The 17403-nt window shown below is 67.2% G+C and carries 17 protein-coding genes; 5 read left to right on the plus strand and 12 right to left on the minus strand.

Annotated elements, in window-relative coordinates:
* Positions 1 to 57 precede the first annotated feature (57 nt).
* Positions 58 to 2649, plus strand: coding sequence for a bifunctional lysylphosphatidylglycerol flippase/synthetase MprF (gene mprF, locus BM175_RS05715; RefSeq protein WP_090961249.1), 2592 nt, complete (start codon positions 58 to 60; stop codon positions 2647 to 2649).
* Positions 2646 to 4076 carry an AcvB/VirJ family lysyl-phosphatidylglycerol hydrolase gene (locus BM175_RS05720; RefSeq protein ID WP_244545888.1) on the plus strand — a complete coding sequence of 477 codons (1431 nt, stop codon included), beginning with the start codon at positions 2646 to 2648 and terminating at the stop codon, positions 4074 to 4076. Before mprF ends, BM175_RS05720 begins: the two co-directional genes overlap by 4 nt.
* Positions 4077 to 4089: 13 nt before the next feature.
* Here BM175_RS05720 and BM175_RS05725 read toward each other — a convergent pair whose 3' ends face one another.
* The 9 genes from BM175_RS05725 to BM175_RS05765 are packed head-to-tail and all read right to left on the minus strand — an operon-like array spanning position 4090 to position 11368.
* Entirely contained in the window at positions 4090 to 4872 is a 783-nt protein-coding gene (locus BM175_RS05725; RefSeq protein WP_090960539.1) for an SDR family NAD(P)-dependent oxidoreductase, read from the minus strand.
* A 49-nt stretch (positions 4873 to 4921) separates the two neighbouring features.
* The gene (locus BM175_RS05730; protein WP_090960542.1) at positions 4922 to 5284 is read right to left on the minus strand and encodes a DUF423 domain-containing protein; all 363 of its coding nucleotides are present in this window, start codon (positions 5282 to 5284) and stop codon (positions 4922 to 4924) included.
* Positions 5281 to 5661: a monovalent cation/H(+) antiporter subunit G gene (gene mnhG / locus BM175_RS05735; RefSeq protein WP_090960545.1), complete on the minus strand. Its 381-nt coding sequence runs from the start codon at positions 5659 to 5661 to the stop codon at positions 5281 to 5283. The genes BM175_RS05730 and mnhG overlap by 4 nt, the downstream gene beginning before the upstream one ends.
* A complete protein-coding gene (locus tag BM175_RS05740) occupies positions 5658 to 6023 on the minus strand; it encodes a cation:proton antiporter (protein WP_090960548.1) in 366 nt (121 codons plus the stop codon). Before BM175_RS05740 ends, mnhG begins: the two co-directional genes overlap by 4 nt.
* Entirely contained in the window at positions 6020 to 6493 is a 474-nt protein-coding gene (locus BM175_RS05745) for a Na+/H+ antiporter subunit E (RefSeq protein WP_090960551.1), read from the minus strand. Before BM175_RS05745 ends, BM175_RS05740 begins: the two co-directional genes overlap by 4 nt.
* Entirely contained in the window at positions 6490 to 8175 is a 1686-nt protein-coding gene (locus tag BM175_RS05750; RefSeq protein WP_090960554.1) for a proton-conducting transporter transmembrane domain-containing protein, read from the minus strand. Before BM175_RS05750 ends, BM175_RS05745 begins: the two co-directional genes overlap by 4 nt.
* Positions 8176 to 8186: 11 nt before the next feature.
* On the minus strand, positions 8187 to 8564 hold the full coding sequence (locus BM175_RS05755) for a Na+/H+ antiporter subunit C (protein WP_055889619.1): 378 nt from the start codon (positions 8562 to 8564) through the stop codon (positions 8187 to 8189).
* A 15-nt stretch (positions 8565 to 8579) separates the two neighbouring features.
* Positions 8580 to 8999 carry an MnhB domain-containing protein gene (locus BM175_RS05760; protein WP_090960556.1) on the minus strand — a complete coding sequence of 140 codons (420 nt, stop codon included), beginning with the start codon at positions 8997 to 8999 and terminating at the stop codon, positions 8580 to 8582.
* The gene (locus tag BM175_RS05765; RefSeq protein ID WP_090960558.1) at positions 8996 to 11368 is read right to left on the minus strand and encodes a putative monovalent cation/H+ antiporter subunit A; all 2373 of its coding nucleotides are present in this window, start codon (positions 11366 to 11368) and stop codon (positions 8996 to 8998) included. The genes BM175_RS05760 and BM175_RS05765 overlap by 4 nt, the downstream gene beginning before the upstream one ends.
* A 202-nt stretch (positions 11369 to 11570) precedes the next feature.
* Here BM175_RS05765 and msrB point away from each other — a divergent pair, with 202 nt between their 5' ends.
* Together msrB and BM175_RS05775 are read left to right on the plus strand one after the other, a co-directional pair.
* Positions 11571 to 11972: a peptide-methionine (R)-S-oxide reductase MsrB gene (gene msrB, locus BM175_RS05770; protein WP_090961255.1), complete on the plus strand. Its 402-nt coding sequence runs from the start codon at positions 11571 to 11573 to the stop codon at positions 11970 to 11972.
* A gap of 74 nt (positions 11973 to 12046) precedes the next feature.
* Positions 12047 to 14164 (plus strand): S9 family peptidase, encoded by a 2118-nt coding sequence (locus BM175_RS05775; protein WP_090960561.1) that lies wholly within the window; start codon positions 12047 to 12049, stop codon positions 14162 to 14164.
* Positions 14165 to 14189: 25 nt separating this feature from the next.
* Here BM175_RS05775 and BM175_RS05780 read toward each other — a convergent pair whose 3' ends face one another.
* The 3 genes from BM175_RS05780 to BM175_RS05790 all read right to left on the minus strand — a co-directional run bounded on the left by BM175_RS05780 (position 14190) and on the right by BM175_RS05790 (position 16357).
* A complete protein-coding gene (locus BM175_RS05780; protein WP_090960564.1) occupies positions 14190 to 15122 on the minus strand; it encodes a cytochrome c in 933 nt (310 codons plus the stop codon).
* A 9-nt stretch (positions 15123 to 15131) separates the two neighbouring features.
* Positions 15132 to 15587 (minus strand): c-type cytochrome, encoded by a 456-nt coding sequence (locus BM175_RS05785; protein WP_090960567.1) that lies wholly within the window; start codon positions 15585 to 15587, stop codon positions 15132 to 15134.
* A gap of 167 nt (positions 15588 to 15754) precedes the next feature.
* Positions 15755 to 16357, minus strand: coding sequence for a superoxide dismutase (locus tag BM175_RS05790; protein ID WP_090960570.1), 603 nt, complete (start codon positions 16355 to 16357; stop codon positions 15755 to 15757).
* A gap of 296 nt (positions 16358 to 16653) precedes the next feature.
* Between BM175_RS05790 and BM175_RS05795 the strand changes: the two genes are divergently transcribed.
* On the plus strand, positions 16654 to 17379 hold the full coding sequence (locus BM175_RS05795; protein ID WP_055889646.1) for a L,D-transpeptidase: 726 nt from the start codon (positions 16654 to 16656) through the stop codon (positions 17377 to 17379).
* The last annotated feature ends 24 nt before the right edge of the window (positions 17380 to 17403 follow it).

Below are 17403 nucleotides of genomic sequence, written 5' to 3' on the forward strand. Positions count from 1 at the left end.
CCGCTTCGCCGCGAGCCGGGCGAGACTTGAGATCATGGGCAGGATATGCGGGTGCCGATGAGCGTGGAAGCGGACGTTACGGAAACGGCTACCGGCCCCAGGTCCGGCCGCGGCTGGAAGACTTGGGTGCCGGTCGGGATCGGCCTTGCGATCTCGGTGGTGGCCTTCGCCACGCTTCACACGATGATGTCCAGCCTGTCGCTCGGCGAGATCCACGCCGCAGTGGCCGGCGTGCCGACCTCGGCCCTGGTGCTCGCGATCTTCTTCACGATGGTCAGCTTCGCCGCCGTCTCCCTCTACGACGTCGTGGCCGTCGAGACGATCGCGCCGGGTCGGGTCTCGCGCCCCGTGGCAGCAGTCGTCGGCGCGGCCGGCTACGCCATTTCCAATGCGCTCGGCTTTCCGCTTCTGACCGGCGGCGCGCTGCGATACCATGCCTACAAGTCCGGCGGCATCGAACTTGCCGACATCGGTCGCATCGTCGGCACGTCCTGGTTCGCGCTTTGGTTCGCGCTCGCCATCATGCTCGGCGTCGCGCTCATGGTGGATCCGAGCGGTATCCCCCTGCTGAAGGATCTCGACCACCGCGTCGATCTGGTGCTCGGCATCGTTATCGTCGCCCTTGTCGGGCTCTTCGTGCTCTGGCTCTCGCGCGGCGCGCGCGAGGTTCGGATCGGGCGCTTCCACATGGCGTTGCCGTCCCACCGCGGCGCGCTGGTGCAGCTGGTCGCAGGCATCGTCGACGTCGGCGCCGCAGCCGCCGTCCTCTACGTTCTGATGCCGCCGGGCACGGTCGGCAGTTTCCTGCTCTTCTCGCTCGTCTTCGCCGTGGCGACCGTCGTCGGTGTCGCGTCCTCGGCGCCCGGCGGTCTCGGCGCGTTCGAAGCGACGCTTCTCGTCACGCTCGGACTGTCGGATCGAGCCGACGTCGTCGCGGCCCTTGTCCTCTACCGCCTGATCTACACGATCCTGCCTCTGGTGGTGACCGTGGTGGTGCTTGCCGTGATCGAGGTGGTTCGCCGGCGCGGCGTCGTCGCGGGACCGGCGAAGGAACTCTTCCGGGCGGTCGAACCCATCGTGCCCCCAGCCGTCGCCGCGCTCACGTTCGGGGGCGGCCTCGTTCTCCTGGCTTCGGGCTCGCTGCCGAGCGTCGCGTCGCGGATCGGCGTCCTTGGGGACATCGTTCCCCTGCCCTTCATCGAGATGTCGCAGCTGGCCGCGAGCTTCGTCGGCGTGGCTCTGCTGATTGTCGCGCGCGGCCTAGCCAAGCGGCTTTGGCGCGCTTGGGTCGTATCGCTCGGCCTTCTCCTTGCCGGCGCCGTGTTCGCCATGTTCCGCGGCCTCGACTGGGAGGAAGCGGTTCTCCTGGTGATCCAGGCGACGCTCCTCCTCGGCTTCCGCCGCGCCTTCTACCGCCGTTCGGTCCTCAATCCCTTCGCCCTCACCTGGAGCTGGCTCGCGGCCGTGCTTGCGACCGTCATGGCCTCGATCTGGCTCGGCTTCTTCGCCTACCGTCACGTCGAGTACGCCAACACGATGTGGTGGGACTTCGCGCTGAATGCCGACGCGCCGCGCTTTCTGCGCGCCAGCGTCGTGGCGGTGGCGATCGTCGCGGCGGTCGGGCTCGATGTCGCGATCCATCGGCGCACCGAGAAACTGCATCGGGCCAGCGCGATCCCGCCCGAGGTCGCGCCGATCGTGGCGGCCTCACCGTCGACCGACGCGTGGCTCGCGCTTCTTGGCGACAAGCGCTTCCTGTTCTCGCCCGATCGCCGCGGCTTCGTCATGTACGCGCGTTCCGGCGGCAGCCTGATCGCGCTCGGCGAACCGGTGGGGCCGCCCGACGTCGTGTCCGAACTTGCCTGGAGTTTCCGCGACCTCGCCGACCGGCAGGCCGAGCGGCCGGTCTTCTATCAGGTCGGACCGGAAAGCCTGCCGCTCTTCCTCGACATGGGTCTCAGCGCCCTGAAGCTCGGCGAGGTCGCGCGGGTCGATCTCCCGGCCTTCAAGCTGGAGGGCCAGAAGATGCAGAACCTTCGCACTGCCATGCGGCGGGCCGAGCGCGAAGGCTTGTCCTTCGAGATCATCGGCGCCGAGCAGGTGAAGGCCGAGATGGCCGAACTGCGCGCCGTCTCCGACGCATGGCTGGAGAATAAGGCGGGTTCGGAGAAGGGTTTCTCGCTCGGCTACTTCGACGAGGCCTACCTCTCGCACTTCGACATGGCGGTGATGCGCAAGGACGGCGCCATCGTCGCCTTCGCCAATCTCTGGCGCGGCGCGAACAAGGAAGAGCTGTCGATCGACCTGATGCGCTTCCTGCCGGACGTCTCGCGCGTCCTGATGGATGCCCTCTTCGCCAAGCTCCTTCTCCACGGCAAGGAGGAGGGTTATCGCTGGTTCAACCTCGGCGCGGCGCCGTTGTCCGGCCTCGTCGATCGCCGCGGCGCCTCGCGCTGGAACCGCTTCGGCTCGTTCCTCTATCGCCGAGGCGGAAACTTCTACCATTTCGACGGGCTGAAGGGCTTCAAGCAGAAGTTCAATCCGGTCTGGACACCGCACTACCTGATCTGCCCGGGCGGCTTCGACACGGCCAAATGCCTCGTCGACGTGACCGCCCTCATCTCCGGACGCCCGAAGCAGGATCCATGAAGCGCACCCTTTCCGTACTGTCCGCATCGCTCGCCCTCATGCTTCTGGGCGGAGCCAGTTCCGCGCTTCTCGCCTCGCGCGCCCTGGATCAGGCAGCGGGAAGCCTCGTAGCCGCCCGGATTTCCGCCGATAACCTCCAGAACGTCGACGTCCTCTCGCCGGGTGACGACGCCCGCGGGCTCGTCGTTCTCGTGTCCGATCGCGGCGGCATCACCCGCGTCGACCGTGATCTGGCAGCAGAGCTTGTGGCCGCCGGGCTGATCGTCATCCCGGTCGATCTCGACCGCTGGCGCGCGGCACTGGAGACCGACGCCGGGCCCGACGGCGAGTGCCTCTACCTCGGCTCCGACCTCGAGGGCATCGCCAAGGAAGCGCTGCGGGCGCTCGAACTCGACACCTACTTCCACCCGGTGGTCGTCGGTCGTGGCGAAGGCGGAACGCTCGCCTATGCCGCCGTCGCCGACGCCCCCGCCGCGACCCTGGCCGGCGGCGTGGCACTCGATGCTCCGCCGGCCGCCCACACGCGGATTCCGGTCTGCGAGGGTGCCACCGCGACGCCAGCGGGGCCCGGCACCTTCACCTATGATCGCGGCGCCGACCTGCCCGCCCCATTCACCTTCGTCGCGTCCGAGGGCACCGAGATCGCCACCGCGATGAAGGCCCCGATGCGCGCCGGCCAGAGCGCCATCGCGACGCCCGAGGCGCGGGACGCAGCCGTGGTTCAGGGCGCGCTCGCGATCGCGGATGCCGACCGGACCGAGCTTCCAATCGTCGTCGGAAAGCCGAAAGGCCAGCCGAAGGCTGTCGTGGTCTTCTTCTCGGGCGATGGCGGCTGGCGCGATCTCGACAAGACAATCGGCGACTGGCTCACCGCCGAAGGGGTCGAGGTCGTCGGTGTCGATTCGCTGCGATACTTCTGGTCGGAAAAGACCGCCAAGCAGATGGCGGACGACATCGACGCCATGCTGACCAACGTGAAGCCGGCGGCAGGTGTGCCGATCGGCCTTCTCGGCTACTCGTTCGGCGCCGATACCCTCCCCTTCGCGATCGCCGATCTGTCGCCGGAATGGGCGCAGCGCGTGTCGCTGATCGGCCTTCTAGCTCCCTCCACGCAAACAGGCTTCCAGATCTCGGTCGGCGGTTGGCTCGGCATGTCGACCGGCGACAGCGACGTGGTCGAAGCCGCCTCGCGGCTTCCGGCCGAGCGGGTCCTGTGCGTCTACGGCTCGGAGGAGGACGACACCGCCTGCATCGAGCCGAAGCTCGCCGCATTCACCAAGCTGCCGATCGAGGGCGGCCACCATTTCGACGGCAACTACGACGCGCTCGCCGCCCGGCTGCTGGCGGCCCTGCGCGGCGGCCCGCAGGCGGCGCTCGCGACGCCGCCCGCTCCGGCTGGGCCCCCGGCTCCGCCGTCCGCGAACTGACCGCGCCCGGCGGTCAGGGCATCAGCTGACCGCCGTTCACCTCGAGAATCTGGCCGGTGACGTAACCGGACAGGGTGTGGGCCGCGAGGAAGAGGTAGGCCGGCGCGCAGTCCTCGGCTGTGCCGAGCCGCTTCATCGGGATCGTCGCGGCAGTCGCGTCGAGCTTTTCCTTGGTCGAATACCGGCGATGGAAGTCCGTCATGATCGTGCCCGGCGAGACCGCGTTCACCCGGATACCGTCCGGCGCCAGTTCCTTGGCGAGCGTCTTCGTCCAAGCCGAGACGAAGGCCTTCGCGCCTGAGTAAAGTGCCGATCCGGCGCTTCCGCCCTGTCGGCCCGAGATCGACACCGTGTTGACAATCGAGGCGTGGTTGGCCCGGCGCAGCGCCGGCAGGAGGGTGCCGGTGAGCGCCACGACGGAGCGGATGTTGAGATCGAGGACGTGGTCGTAGTCCTCGCGTGTTTCCTGACCCGTCGGAATGCGTCCGCCCATCGTGCCGGCATTGTTGACGAGGACGTCGATCGCGTCCGCATGGGACAGGATCTCGCGGGCAAGTTCCGCGCCGCCGTCCGGTGCAGCGAGGTCGCCGGTCAGAAGTGTCAGGTTCGCCCGAGAGCCGGCCGGCAGTCGCGCAAGGAGGTCGCCCTCGACATGCGAGAGGTCGCGCCCGGCATGGGCGATCACCTTCGCGCCGCACCGCAGGAACGCCGTCGCGACCGCCGCGCCGATGCCCCGCCCCGCTCCCGTGACCATCACCGTGCGGCCCGCGAACAACTTCTCGTCGAATCCCGTCATGCTCGTCTCCCCTGCTGGCCAGCATGGGAGCCATCGCGCCGACGCGGCGTCAAGCCGAACGACGCGGCAGGACGGCGAGGATCGCGAGCGTCAGCCAGGCGAGGATGAGGATCGTACCGCCGATCGGCGCGGCGTTGGCGAAGAGGCGGTCGCCTGTCACGGCGCGCAGGGCCACATCGCCCGAAAACAGGAGCGTGCCGAGGATCATCAGGAGACCGGGCAGCAGGGGAGCCCGGAGAGCCCCGAGCGGCGCGAGACCCAAGGCCAGGAGCGCCGGCGCATGCACGAAGGCGATGGCGGCCGCGATGGCGACAAGGTTGGCCTGCGCACCGCCATGGGCCGCGAAGGCCGCACCGGCCGTGCCGGCAGCGCCGAACAGTCCCGCCGCTGCGATCAGAGTGCGCGAACTCACAGGATCGGCCTTTTCGTCGCGCTGCCGTCGCCCTCTTCCGTCGCGGGTCTGCGCGCCTGCATCTCGTCGAGGACCGAGCCGGACCACATGCGATACCCCGCCGAATAGGCCGCCTTACCGAGAAGATGGGCGGCGATCGGAGCGGTCAGGAAGAAGAACACGATGGCCGCGATGGCCCGTAGCACCTCCGCGGTCTGGACCGAAACGATGGCGAGAGCGACAAGGGCCAGCGCCGATCCCACCGTGCCGGCCTTCGAGGCGGCATGGACGCGGGTGTAGAAATCCGGAAGGCGCAGGATGCCGACTGATGCGACGAGCGCGAACAAGGCGCCGAGGATGACGAACAGGGCGGCCAGTAGATTACCCATCGCGGTCATGATTGTGGCTCCTCGGACAGGGCGACCTCGTCCGGTTCGTCGCTCATCGCGATCGCGACAGGCGAACGCTCGGTGTCGCCGCGCGCCATGATGAAGCGCGCGAACGAGATCGTGGCCAGAAAGCCGACGAGACCGAGCGCGATGGCGATGTCGACATAGAGAGTGAACCCCGTGTCGATGCCGATCACCGCGATCAGCCCGATCGAGGAACTCGTCAGGACATCGAGCCCGAGAACCCGGTCCGGCAGCGTCGGCCCCTTCCAGATGCGCACGATCGTCAGCGTCAGCGACAGGCATAGAAGCACGAGCGCGATCGACAGCGCCCAGTCGAGAACGATCTCGGAGAACTGCAGGAAGCTCATTCCGACAGCTCCAGGATGCGGCGCTCGAAGCCCTCCGAGATCTCCCGGCGACGTGCGTCGGGATCGGAACAGTCGAACGCATGGACAAAGAGCGTGCGCTCGTCGTCCGAGATGTCGAAGATCAGGGTCCCGGGCGTGAGGCCCACGAGATTGGAGAGGAGCGCGATCTGGAACTCGCTGCGCACCTTGTGACGATAGAGGAAGACGCCGGGCTTCAGCTCGAGCTTCGGCCGCATGACGACGACCGCCACGCGCCATGCCGACACGGCGAGATCGTAGATCAGGAAGAGGATCAGCGAGGCGACCTTGCGGCCGTTCTGGAAATAGCTGCCCGCCCCCACCTGCTCGCGGATCAGATACAGCGATGCGCCGCCGAGCAGGAATCCGAAGATGAGGTTCGCGAGGCTGAACCCGCCGGTGATCACGAGCCAGACGAGCGCGAGGAGGAGGTTGGCGACGAAGGGGCTCATGGCACGGCTCCGAGAACCGCCGAAAGATATTGCGAAGGGTGCAGGACCTGATGGGCCGCCTGCATCGACAAGCCGGCGAGCGGCTGCGGCCAGATGCCGATCGCGATCACGAAGACGCAGAGCGCGACGAGCGGGATCGTCGCCAGCGGCCGTCCGGGCGGCGGCGCCCGGAACGCGTCCTCGGCGGCGTGCGGCTCCGGGTCGGCCAGCGCCGGCAGCGGCCGCCAGAAGGCCAGGGCGAATACGCGGGCGCAGGCGATCGTCAGGAGGAAGCCGGACAGAAGGACCGCGAAGGCGAGCCACGGCAGGTCGGCCGAGATCGAGGCCCTTACCAGCAGCATCTTCGGCCAAAAACCCGAGAAGGGCGGCAGGCCGGAGACGGCCAGCAGCAGCACCAGCATCAGCGCCGAGAACAACGGATGCCGACGCCACAACCCGCCCATCTCGTGCAGAGACGACGAGCCGTTTCGGAAGGCCGCGACGCCGGCGGCAAGGTAAAGCGCGGTCATCACCACGATGGAATGCACGGCATAGAAGATCGCTCCTGCCAGTCCCGTCGCCAGGGGCCCATCCGCGGAGACGCCACTTGCGACCCCTCCCCCTTCCATGCCGCTCCGCAGAACGCTGGCCGCACCGGTGGTGATGGCGCTCGACGCGCTTTCGAGGACGGGCGGGATCGCGATCCCCGCAAGGATGGTGCCGATGCCGGTGATCACCGCATAGTTCAGCATGCGCCTCAGGTCCGACTGCGCGAGCGCGCCGAGCGCGCCGAACAGCATGGTCAGCGCCGCCATCCACGCGATGACGAAGCCGAGCCCACCTCGCTCCGGTGGGAACAGCATGAGGACGACGCGGATCAGCGCGTAGATGCCGACCTTCGTCAGAAGGCCGGCGAACAGGGCCGACACCACGAAGCGAGGCGTATGGTATGAGGCAGGCAGCCAGAAGTTCAGCGGAAACGCCGCGGCCTTCATCGCGAAGGCGACGACGAACAGCGAGGCGATGGTGAGAAGGATGCCGTTGCCTTCCATCTGCGCCGACTTGACCGCGATATCGGCCATGTTGAGCGTGCCGAAGAGGCCATAGAGATAGCCGATCGTCAGGAGGAAGAGCGTCGCGCCGATGAGGTTGAGGAAGCAGTATTTGGTCGCGCCGTCGAGCTGCTCGCGCTCGGAGCCGAGGATCAGGAGCCCGAAGGACCCGATCAGCATCACCTCGAACCAGACATAGAGGTTGAAGATGTCGCCGGTCAGGAACGCACCGGACACGCCGCCCATGACCATGAAGAGGAACGGATAGAAACCGTAGCGGCGCCCTTCCTCGTCGATCGAGGCGATCGCGTAGATGCCGCAGGCTAGCCCCGCAAAGCCGGCAACGGAGAGGAACAGGGCGCTGAGAAGATCGGCCGTGAAGGAGATGCCGAACGGCGGCAGCCAGCCGCCCATCGCCATCGACATCGGCCCGCCCTCGGCGATGCGCCACAGGAGGGCGAGGTCGGTGGCCAAGAGGAGCGCAAGACCGATCACCGCGATCACCGGATGAAGATCCATGCGCCGGCGCATCATCAGGAGGATGGCGCCGAAGACGAAGCAGATCACGACGGGCAGCACCAGAAGCGCCTGATCCGGCGTGAACCGGTCGAGCACCATAGCCTGCGAAATGAGGGTGGCGGTTTCGTCCATCGTCCCCTCCCTCAATAACCGAGGGGCGGAAGCCCCTCGTCCTCGGGTTCGGCCACGCGCATCTCCATCGTATCGTCGGTCTCGAGGTCCTGGTAGGCGCGATAGGCGAGGACGAGGAGGAACACGAAGAAGGAGAAGGAGATCACGATCGCGGTCAGCACCAGCGCCTGAGGCACCGGGTTGGCGATGTCCTGCGGCGGGACCTTGAGACCGGCTGGAATGAGCGGCGGCGCGATCGGGCTGATCCGGCCGGCGACGAAGAGTGACAGGTTGACGGAGTTCCCGAGCAGGACGACGCCGAGCAGCATGCGGATGATGTAGCGCGACAGGAGGAGGTAGATGGTGACGGAGAACATCACCGCGACGAGGCCGGCCAGAGCGATTTCCATGTCAGACGGCCTCCCTCATCCGGAATAGCGTTCTTCGAGCGACAGCGCGATCGAGGAGATCGCGCCGACGATGACGAGAAAGACGCCGAGATCGAAGATCAGCGTCGTCGACAGGGCGAGTTCCGCGCCCGCCACGGACACGAAGGCCCAGAGCCCCGTCATGAACTGCGCACCGCCGAAGAGCGGCATCAGGCCCGCGATCACCGCGACGATGAGGCCGAACCCGGCATAGGCGATCGGGTGGAAATGGAGCGCCCGGCGCACCGCTTCGACGCCGCAGGCCATACCGTAGACCGCGATGGCGGACGAGGCGATCAGTCCGCCGATGAAGCCGCCGCCCGGCTCGTTGTGTCCGCGCAGGAGCACGAACAGCGAGAACAGAAGCATGAGGGCCGTGATGTAGGGCGCGATCACGCGAAAGATGACGGTTCTCATGGATGCAACTCCCCGGACCGGCGCCGCCGTTTGCGAGAATGGCGCCCGTCCGGCTTCGTCGCCCGGATGCGCACGAGCGCGAGGATCGCGGCGCCCGTCGTCAGTACGACCGCGATCTCCCCCCAGGTATCGACGCCGCGGAAGTCGACAAGGATCACGTTCACGACGTTGCGCCCGTGCGCGATCGTGTAGCTGTAGGTCTCGTAGAACTCGGCGAGCTGGGTGTCGAACGGGCGCTGGGTCACGGCCAGCAGCAGAAGGCCAAGACCGATGCCGCCGGCGGCCGCCAGCCCCGCCTCCGGCACGATCTTGCTCCACGGGCGCCGGTCGGCCGGCATCAGCCGCAGCCTCGTCATCACGAGCGCTAGGATCGAGACCGAGAGAATCTCGACCATGAACTGCGTGAACGAGAGATCCGGCGCCCCGAGGAGCATGAAGAGGAGCGCGACCGCGAGGCCCTGAATGCCGAGCGAGACGATCGCCGTCAGACGGCTCGCCGAGAACGCGACGACGAGAATGCCAAGGATCACGATGCCGATGATCGCCCATTCGTAGAAGAAGAGGCGCGGGAACTCGGGCACGGCCGGCAGCGACCGCGTCCAGACCAGCGTGATCCAGACGGTCGCGACGATCACGCCGAAGGTCACGCGCATGTAGATGTCGAGGCGGCCGGGCTGAAGCCGGTTGGTGATGTGCCAGGCGATGGCGACGAGGCCGCGCAACGCCTGATCGAAGCCCTTGTCCGGCCCCCAACCAATCCGTGCGAGAAGCGCGGCGATGCCGGAGCGCATCCGCTGGGCGCGCAGGAACAGCACGATGCCGAGCGCGACCGTCAGGATCGAGAGGATCAGCGCCGGCCCCCAGTGGAAGCCGAGCGCGATGTCCACCGCCAACGCCCCGTCGAGGGCGGGCGGCGACATCGGGTTGGAGATGAACTTGTGCGTGGTCTGCGAAAAGATCGCCGCGACGAGGCCGATGACGCCGAGGAGAAGCGGCCCGAACCAGATCATTGGGCTCGTTTCGTGCGCGCGCCGCATGCCGCTCGGCAGCGGGCCGAGGAACGGCTTCAGGGCGACCAGAAGCGCCACCGCGAACATCAGGGCATTGCCGGCGACGGCCGCGATCGTCGTCAGGATGCCGCGAAGGTCGGCCGTCGCGGTCGCGGCATAGACCTCCTCCTTGGCGAGAAAGCCGAAGAGAGGCGGCAGACCGCCCATCGCCGCCGCCCCGAGGATCGCCGCGGCGAAGGTGACGGGCATCTTCAGGCGGAGGCCGCCGAGCGCGCGGATGTCGCGCGTTCCCGCCCCGTGGTCGATCGAGCCCGCCACCATGAAGAGGCACGCCTTGGCCAGCGAGTGGGCGAAGAGGTAGAGCACCGCTGCCTCGACCGCGAGCTCCGACCCGATGCCGAGCAGCATGACGAGAAGGCCGAGCGAGGCGACCGTGGTGTAGGCGAGCATCAGCTTGATGTCGCTCTGGCGTAGCGCCAGCACTGCGCCGACCACCAGCGTGACCCCGCCGAACAGCGGCAGGACGGTCGCCCAGATGGCGCTGTCGCCGACCATCGGGAACATGCGCATCAGGAGATAGATGCCGGCCTTCACCATCGTCGCGGAATGAAGGTAGGCCGACACCGGCGTCGGCGCCTCCATCGCATTGGGCAGCCAAACGTGGAAGGGCATCTGCGCCGACTTCGTGAAGGCCCCGAGGAGGACGAGGAGGAGGGCCGGAACGAAGATGCCGCTGGTGCGGAATGCGTCAGGCGCGTCGAGAAGAAGGCTCAGCGACGAGAGCCCCGTCCCCTCCCGGATCATCAGGAGGCCGGCCAGGAGCGCCAGCCCGCCGCCGCCGGTGACGACCAGCGCCTGCACGGCGCCGCGCCGCGCCGCCTCGCGCTCGTGGTCGAATCCGATGAGGAGGAAGCTCGTGATCGAGGTCAGCTCCCAGAAGATGAAGAGCGTGATCAGATCGTCGGCCAGGACGAGGCCCAGCATCGAGCCCATGAACAGAAGGATGAACGCATGGAAGCGGCCGCGCCTGGAGCCGCGCGGCATGTAGCCGCCGGAATAGATGACGACCAATGCGCCGATGAAGAGAATCAGGAACGCGAAGCCGAACGACAGGCCGTCGAGCCTAAAGGCGAAGCGCACGCCGAACGAGGGAACCCAGTCGAAGCCGAACAGGATCGGCACACGCGCCTGAACCTGCGCGCTCTGCTGGAAGAGGATGGCGAGACCGCCGATCGGGAACAGCGCGAGGAAGACCGAACCGAGCCGGTCGAGAAGGATGATGCTGAGAGGAGCGACGAGGGCTCCAAGGAACGGAAGCGCCAGAGCGAGGAATAACAATCCGTCCGAAAGGTGGTCCATCCAGTCCCCGTGATGCCTCGCGCGCTGCGCGGCAGTCCTGATGCCGCTCTGCAGCAAAGGCTAGAGCCGAGCCCCCGTTTTTCAAGGTTGAACTGCCCGTGAACGCGGCTTCCGTGCGGGTTCCGGGCTTCGTTGCGCTTGTGGCCGACGCCCCGCAATCCTAGCTAGGCAGCATTCGAGGAATGCCGTGAAGGAGGCGACGATGGCCGAGCATCAGAAGGTGCACAAAAGCGACGCGGAATGGCGCGAGCAGCTGACGCCGGAGCAGTATCAGGTCGCGCGCGGCCACGGGACGGAACGCCCATTCACCGGACCGAACTGGGATCAGAAGGCGGACGGCCTCTATACCTGCGTATGCTGCGACCGGCCGCTGTTCCGCTCCGAGACGAAGTTCGATTCCGGCACCGGTTGGCCGAGCTTCTACCAGCCGGTCGACCCGGCCTCGGTGGACGAGGTGACGGACCGCTCGCACGGCATGGTGCGGACGGAGGTCCGCTGCCACGACTGCGACGCGCATCTCGGCCACGTCTTCGACGACGGCCCGCGCCCGACGGGCCTGCGCTACTGCATGAACGGATATGCGTTGAACTTCCAGCGCGATTGAGCGACGAGGTTCCCCGAAGGCGGGGCGCCTCCGGCGTCCCGTATCCTGCCCTTGCGGCCCTGAACGGACACGCCATGCCCTCCGCCTTTCGCGACGACCTTCCCCCTCCCCCGCCTGCCGTGCGCCGTCCCGTCTCGGACGAGCGCCATGGCCAGACGCGCACCGACGACTACGCGTGGCTGCGCGCCCCGAACTGGCAGGAGATGTTCAAGGACACGAGCCTGCTCGACCCGGCGATCCGCTCGCATATCGATGCGGAGAACGTCTATTCGAAAGCGGTGCTCGGCGACCTCGACGCGCTGAAGGCGGAGCTGATCGCCGAGATGCGCGCGCGCATCAAGGAGGACGACTCGTCCGTTCCGGTGCCCGACGGTCCCTATGCCTACGGTGTGTCCTATCGGCACGGAGCAGAGTACCCCCGCTTCATCCGGCGTCCGCGCGAGGGCGGCGACGAGCGCGTCATGCTCGACGGCGAGGTCGAGGCCGAAGGTTCGGACTACTTCTCGCTCGGTGGCGTCGACCACTCGCCCGACCACCGCTGGCTTGCCTGGTCGCGCGACGACAAGGGGTCGGAATTCTACGATCTCTCCGTGCGCGATCTCGAAACCGGCAAGGACACGGCCGAACTCATCGCCGATACGAGCGGCGGCGTCGCATGGGACGCCCGCTCGCACGGCTTCTTCTACACCCGCCTCGACGCGAACCATCGTCCGAGCCGCGTCTTCTACCATGCGCTGGGCACTGACCCGGCCGATGATCCGCTGATCTACGAAGAGACCGACACCGGCTTCTTCATGGGCGTCGGCGGCACGCAGGGGAGCGGCTTCGTCATCATCGACATCCACGATCACGAAACCTCGGAAGCCTGGCTGATCCCCGCGATGAACCCGGCTGCCGAGCCGCGCCTCGTGGTGCGACGGCAGACCGGCGTCGAGTACGACATCGACGAGGGCGACGGCACCCTCTACATCCTGACCAACGCCGACGGCGCGCGCGACTTCGAGATCGTCACCGCGCCCGCCGACCTTCCCGGCAAGGAGAACTGGCGCGACCTCGTTGCCCACGAGGACGGGCGCCTGATCCTCAACCACCTGATCCTGAAGCGTCACCTCGTCTGGCTGGAGCGCCGGGACGGCTTGCCGCGCATCGTCGTGAAGCGCCTTGCCGACGGTGCCGAGCATGTCGTCGCCTTCGAGGAAGAGGCCTATTCGCTCGGCCTCGGCGGCACCTACGAGTTCGACACGGACACGATCCGCTTCTCCTATTCGTCGATGACGACGCCGAACCAGACCTTCGAGTACGATCTGGAGACACGCGAGCGCCGGCTCCTGAAGACGCAGGAAGTGCCGTCCGGCCACGACCCGGCGGCCTACGTGACGCGCCGCATCCATGCTCCGGCGGCTGATGGCGAGACGGTGCCGATCTCGCTCGTCTATCGCCGCGACACGCCGCTCGACGGCTCGGCGCCGTGCCTTCTCTACGGCTATGGCTCCTATGGGATGACCATCCCAGCGTCGTTCAACACCAACTGCCTGTCGCTCGTCGACCGTGGCTTCGTTTATGCGATCGCCCACATCCGCGGCGGGAAGGACAAGGGCTTCCGCTGGTACGAGGCGGGGCGGCGCGAGCACAAGCGCAACACATTCACCGACTTCATCGCCGCAGCCGACCATCTCGTCGCCGAGAACTACACCCGCCACGACCGGATCGTCGCCAATGGCGGCTCGGCCGGCGGCATGCTGATGGGCGCGGTGGCCAACATGGCGCCGGAGAAGTTCGGCGGTATCGTCGCGGTGGTGCCGTTCGTCGACGTCCTCAACACGATGCTGGACGACACGCTGCCGCTGACGCCGCCGGAATGGCCGGAATGGGGCAATCCGATCGTCTCGCCCGCCGACTATGCGACGATCGCGGACTACAGCCCCTACGACAACGTGAAACCCCAGGCCTACCCGCCGATCCTGGCGCTGGCCGGCCTCACCGACCCGCGGGTGACCTATTGGGAGCCGGCCAAGTGGGTCGCGCGGCTTCGCGCGGTGAAGACCGACGATAATCCCGTCGTGCTCCACACCAACATGGGCGCCGGCCACGGCGGCGCGTCGGGTCGCTTCGCCAAGCTCGAAGAGGTTGCGATGATCTACGCCTTCGCCCTGAAGCTGATGGGCCTGCCGGAGAAACGTCCCGCCGCCTGAGGAGACCGCATTCTGCGAGGGGGCGTCAGTTCCCCTCGCCCGCCGGAGCGACGGCGGGAATGGCCTTGAGATAAGCCGCAATGGCGGCGCGATCCTCAGCCGGCAGCTTAGCCAGATTGTTCTGCACCGCGACCATTGATCCGCCGACGCTGTCGAAGTCCGGCGTGAAGCCGGTCTCGAAATAGGTTGCGAGATCGGCTTCCGACCAGTCGGCAGTCTCGCCGCTCGGCGTGATGTCGGGAATGTTGCCGTCGCCCTCGGGCGCCGGTCCGCCCGCCAGCCAGCGCGAATGATCGAGTCCCCCGAGCCCGCCGAAGGTTCGCGGCGTGTGGCACTCGCCGCAATGGCCCGGCCCTTCCACGAGGTACTGCCCGCGCTTCACCGTATCCGAAGCATCCGCCGGCAACGGGATGACGGGTGCGGGGTCGAGGAACGCGCGTTGCCACAGCCCGACGCCTCGCCGGACGCTGTAGGGGAACGCGAGATCGTTGGGCTGCGCGACGCTCGACGAGGCTGGCAGCGTCATCAGGTAGGCATGGAGGTCGGCGATGTCGCCGGCGGTCATGCGCGCGTAGGATGTGTAGGGAAAGGCGGGATAGAGCGGCTGGCCGTTCGGATCGACGCCGCGCTGCATCGCGTTGGCGAAGTCGGCCAACGACCAGGCGCCGATCCCGGCCTGCGGATCTGGCGTGATGTTCGGCGCATGGAACGTTCCGAACTTCGTCTCGAGCGGCGGCCCGCCGGCCAACACCACCGGCGCATCGCCCGCAGTTTCGGACGGCGCATGGCAGGACGCGCATCCACCGGCGTGGAACAGGCGCTCGCCGCGGGACGGATCACCGCTCCCCTCCGCGGCGATCGCGTCTGGCGGCAGGCGACGGGGCGCCGTCAAGGCATAGGCGCCGCCGGCGACGACCACCACGGCGCCGAGGGCGACGAGGATCCGGCGCGCGCCCACCGGATCGGCCTACTTGGCGCGGAACTGCTGGTGGCAGCTCTGACAGTTGGCGGCAACGCTGGCGAACGCGGCCTTGAAAGCTTCCACGTCGGCCGGCTTGGCATCGAGCGCGGCCTGCGTATCGGCGACGAACTTGGCGTTCGCTGCTTCGAACTCGGCCGGCTTCTCCCAGATCGCCGGCGAGGCCTCGGTCTTTCCGCCGGTCTTGGAATCTTCGGGGAACAGCGTGCCGAACTTTCTGGCGTCGGCGTTCAGCATCGTGAAGATCGCGTTCGCCTTGGCGGCGTCGTAGGGCTCCTCGCCCTTGATCAGCGCATTGGCGGAACGCGCCGCCTTGGCGTTGTTCTTCATCAGCTGCTGGCGTTCGGCGATGACGTCCGTGTTCTGCGCCGTTGCCGGCACGAGCGGCGCCAGAAGCGCTGCGGAGACCGCCAAGCCCGCAAAACCCATCTTCCAAGTCGACATGTCCGATTCTCCAGGAGCCAGATTTGGAACGTCTCCAGAGAGACAACAGGGGAATGGCGGTTCTGTCCATCCATCTTCAGTAACAGGGCGTGCGGCTAAAACGAGAAAGGCCCTGCCGCATGAGATGCGGCAGGGCCTTTCGAGAGTTCGTCAGGACGAGACGGCGGTCAGGCGCCGGCGGCCTCGTAGCGCTCCAGGACGTAGTCCCAGTTGATGAGGTTGTCGACGAAGGCCTCTAGGTACTTCGGACGCGCGTTGCGGTAGTCGATGTAGTAGGAGTGCTCCCACACGTCGACGCCGAGGATCGGGGTTGCGCCGTGCACCAGCGGGTTCTCGCCGTTCGGCGTCTTGACGATCTGCAGCTTGCCGTCCTTCACGGCGACCCAGGCCCAGCCCGAGCCGAACTGCGTCTTGCCGGCCTCGATGAAGTCGTTGCGGAACTTGTCGTAGCCGCCGAGATCGGAATCGAAAGCCGTCTGCAGCTTGCCCGGCAGGCTCTTGCCGCCCCCGTTCGGCTTCATCCAGTTCCAGAAGTGGATATGGTTGTAGTGCTGGCCGGCATTGTTGAAGAGCGGCTGGTTCTTGCCGAAGGACTGCTTCACCACCTCTTCCAGCGACGCATCGCCGAGGCCGGCGTCGGCTGCGAGCTTGTTGCCCATGTCGACATAGGCCTGGTGGTGCTTGTCGTGATGGTACTCCAGCGTCTCCTTGGACATGTAGGGCTGGAGGGCATCGTAGGCGTAGGGGAGTTCGGGCAGGGTGAAGGCCATCGGTCGTCTCCTTCTTCGCGAGCCCCCGGCGGGCGATTCGATCTCGCCGGCAGGCGCTGAAACCGGGCCCTTAGCTAGAGCCTCCCCGCTTGTTTGTCAGCCTCGCGCGTTGCGAAAGACCGGCGCAGCGGGGAATATCGTTCCTCCTCGAACCCGGTACGCCGGGCAGGGTCAGGAGACCTTAAGCCTTGGGAACGAAGATCGAACCCGCGCGTTTTCAGCGCATGTGTTGACGCGACCGGATCGCAAGCCTTCGGCACAGAAGGCAGATGCGGTCGCCAAGTTCTGGCTGGATCATGACCGAAGATCGTTCCCCGCGCGCCCTCTCGCGCCGTTCCCTGCTCCAGGGACTCGGCCTCGGGGCCGCCGCCCTCGCCCTGTCCGGATGCACCACCGACAATCGCGCGCGCATCGCCAACCTGACCCCGTTCAATGGTGGTACGGGTCCCTCCGGCGTCAGCCCGGAATACCTGACCGCGTACGGCCCGATCCAGGACGGTGGCTACACCATTCCCGGCATCGACTTTCGCCGCATGGACCTGCGTTACCTCCGCCGCGAGGTCGCGTATGCCGGCCCGGAAGAGCCGGGCACCATCATCATCGACACGCCGACCCGCTACGCCTACCTTATCCAGCCGGGCGGCACCGCGATGCGCTATGGCGTCGGCATCGGCCGTGACGGTTTCGCCTGGGAGGGCCGGGCCAAGGTTCAGTTCAAGCGCGAGTGGCCGCGCTGGACACCGCCGGCCGAGATGATCGCCCGCCAGCCGGAGCTCGAGATCTATCGCGAAGGGATGGAGCCGGGCCTCAAGAACCCGCTCGGCGCCCGCGCGCTCTACCTGTTCCAGAACGGCCAGGACACGCTCTACCGCCTGCACGGCACGCCGGAATGGTGGACCATCGGCAAGGCCGTGTCGTCAGGCTGCGTGCGCTTCATGAACCACGACATCATCGATCTCTACGACCGCGCCAGCGCAGGCGCGAACGTGATCGTCAACCAGGCGGGCGGCGCGACGGTCTGATCCGTCGCCACTCACCTTCGCCGC

The organism is Aureimonas phyllosphaerae, assembly GCF_900113065.1.
Taxonomy (GTDB): domain Bacteria; phylum Pseudomonadota; class Alphaproteobacteria; order Rhizobiales; family Rhizobiaceae; genus Aureimonas; species Aureimonas phyllosphaerae.